A 2,588-nucleotide genomic window follows, 5' to 3' on the forward strand; every position below is an offset into this window, starting at 1 on the left:
ATTAGCATACTGCCCCTATTATAACGAAAAGAACCCTGTTTGAACAGGGTTTTTCTGACTATTATGGAGATATTGAGGGTAGTTTTCGCACATTGGGACGATTTTTGCCAAAACGAGCGCGATATTCGCAAGAAAGACTGCGCGCACCGCCCCACCAATGCACGTGCAAAAAGGGTCATAATGCTCCCCCAAGAAGCTATGCACCCTGTCGAGCAGCACGGCAATGCACCTGCGAAAAAGGTCATGCCACTCACAAAAGAAGCTATGCACCCTGTCGAGCAGCACGGCAATACACCTGCAAAAAAGGTCATAATGCTCCCCCAAAGAGGCTATGCGCCCTGCCCGTGCCTTGCACGGTATTCGCAGTAGACACTGCCGCCCAAGATGAGCGCACCGCCGATGAGCTGGACGAGCGATAGGCTCTCGCCCAATAGGAGCATGGAGAATACGACGGCCGCTATCGCCTCGATATATCCGCAGACAGAAACGGTGCGGACGGGCAAGCACCTGATCGCAGGGAAATACAGACAATAACCAAGCCCTGTATTGACGGCACCGAGTATGAAGATCGGCAGATAGTCATCCTCGCTGATGGTCGGAAGTGCGCCTTGCTTAACAAGGACGAACGCGGTGACGACAGCGCACGCGCCCATGAGCGTCAGAAGCGTCGCCGACAGCTTGGGCAGATGCATTGCTTTTTTGCCGAGTATGATCTTCGACGCATACGTGACAGCCGACAGCGCGCCGCAGAATAGTCCCCACGGATGAAGAACTCCGCCCGCCGTAATATCGTTGAGGCAGAGCATACCGCAGACGACCATGATGACGCTGACCACGAGCGGACGTGTCCATTTTTCACCGAACAAGAACGGCCCTGTTGCCAGCACGATCATCGGCCCGATATAGATGAGGAGCGTCGCGATACTGACACCGACATAGACGTACGCTTCGTAGAGGAGCGACCATCCGATGCCCATCGTCACGCCGCATAAAAGAAGCATGGCGGTATCTTTTTTGTAGCGAAAAAACTCTGCCTTCTCGCGCGTCACCAGACAGGCTGCGAGAAGCACGAGAAACGCAAGCCACGTACGAGTCAGCACGATCTCATAGCTGGCAAGATCGATTTGACTTGCGACGATGCCGTTCGTAGCGAACAGAAGGAGCGCGGCAAGATATTGGATAAATGCAGTATTCATCGGACTTCCTTCTTTCGGATAAACATGAGGGCGCAAAAGATAGCGTCAGGTCTGATGACGGGCGCAAGCGTGCCCACACTACGCACGCCGACCCTGCCTTGCGCTGTATTCTCCGTAGACAGCACCACCGAGGACGAGCGCACCGCCGACAAGCTGGGCAGGTGACATGACCTCTCCCAAGAGGAGCATGGAGAACACGACAGCCGAGATCGGCTCAATATATCCTCAGATAGAAACGGTGCGGACAGGGATCTTTTGCTTCGCAGAAAAGTAGAGATAGCAGGTAAAGCCTGTATTGACGATGCCGAGCATCAAAACAGGCAGATAGTCATCGGGATGCACCGTCGGGAGCGCGCCTTGTTTGGCGAGGACGAACGCGGTGACGACGACGCTCGCACCGAGAAGCGACAGAAGCGTTGCCGACAGACCCGATGTGCGCACCGCCTTTTTCGTCAGAATGACCATCGCGGCGTACATGACGGCAGACAGGATACCGCAGAGAAGCCCGACCGCCTCCAGCGAACCGCCCGCCGCATTTTGATTGAGGCAGACCATACCGCAGACGACCATGACGGCGCTGACTGCAAGCGGTCGCGTCCACTTCTCACCGAAGAGGAACGGACTTGATGCCAGCACGATCATCGGCCCTGCGTAGTTGAGAAGCGTCGCAATGCCGACACCGACACGCACATACGCCTCGTACATCGCAGACCAGCCGACACCGAGCGTCATACCGCTCACAAGAAGCATGAGCGTATCCTTCTTATAACGGAGAAAATCTGCCTTCTCGCGCGTCACCAGACAGAGCAAAAGGAGGAAGATACTGCCGAGATACGCGCGCGTCAGCACGATCTCATAGCTGGCAAGGTCGATATGACTGGCGACGATACCGTTCGTACCTAAGAGAAGCACCGCCGCGAGATATTTGAAAAATGGGAGAGAGAGGGACATGAGGGATACCTTCTTTATTGTGAGATTTTGTACTGCTTTTCTTTATTGTACTTCAGGAGGAGGGGAAGGTAAAGCCATCTTATCACCATAGATGACCACTGTCTTTTCTTTTTCTTATCGTGCGTATTAAAATCGCAAAGCCTTTCTTTTTTTAATAGACAGTCTCTCCCTTCTATTTACTTTTTGTGGTCAAAAAGTAACAAAAACCCTCGGGCGTAAGTCTCCGTCCTGCGAGTATGTATTCTCACGCTCCGCTACGCTTGCGGTCGTGTCTTGATTACAAGAAAGAGGACACGACCGCGTGTCAAAACTCCCTTCTCTACGTTCGCTCAAACAATTGACACAATGCACTTCGCTACGGTTCGGTACATACTTAGCGCAGGACTACAAAAACGCCCGAACCCATAAAGAACGATGGGAAATGAAAAAAGAAGTATACAG

2 protein-coding genes are annotated in these 2,588 nt (G+C 53.1%); both read right to left on the bottom strand.

The window, feature by feature from the left end; genetic code table 11:
• Nucleotides 1–329: 329 nt before the first annotated feature.
• The gene (locus IJN28_08125) at nt 330–1,196 is read right to left on the bottom strand and encodes an EamA family transporter (GenBank protein MBQ6713734.1); all 867 of its coding nucleotides are present in this window, start codon (nt 1,194–1,196) and stop codon (nt 330–332) included.
• A 225-nt stretch (nt 1,197–1,421) separates the two neighbouring features.
• A complete protein-coding gene (locus tag IJN28_08130; protein ID MBQ6713735.1) occupies nt 1,422–2,147 on the bottom strand; it encodes an EamA family transporter in 726 nt (241 codons plus the stop codon).
• Between the last annotated feature and the right edge of the window lie 441 nt (nt 2,148–2,588).

It is taken from the genome of Selenomonadales bacterium (assembly GCA_017442105.1).
Lineage (GTDB): Bacteria > Bacillota > Negativicutes > RGIG982 > RGIG982 > RGIG982.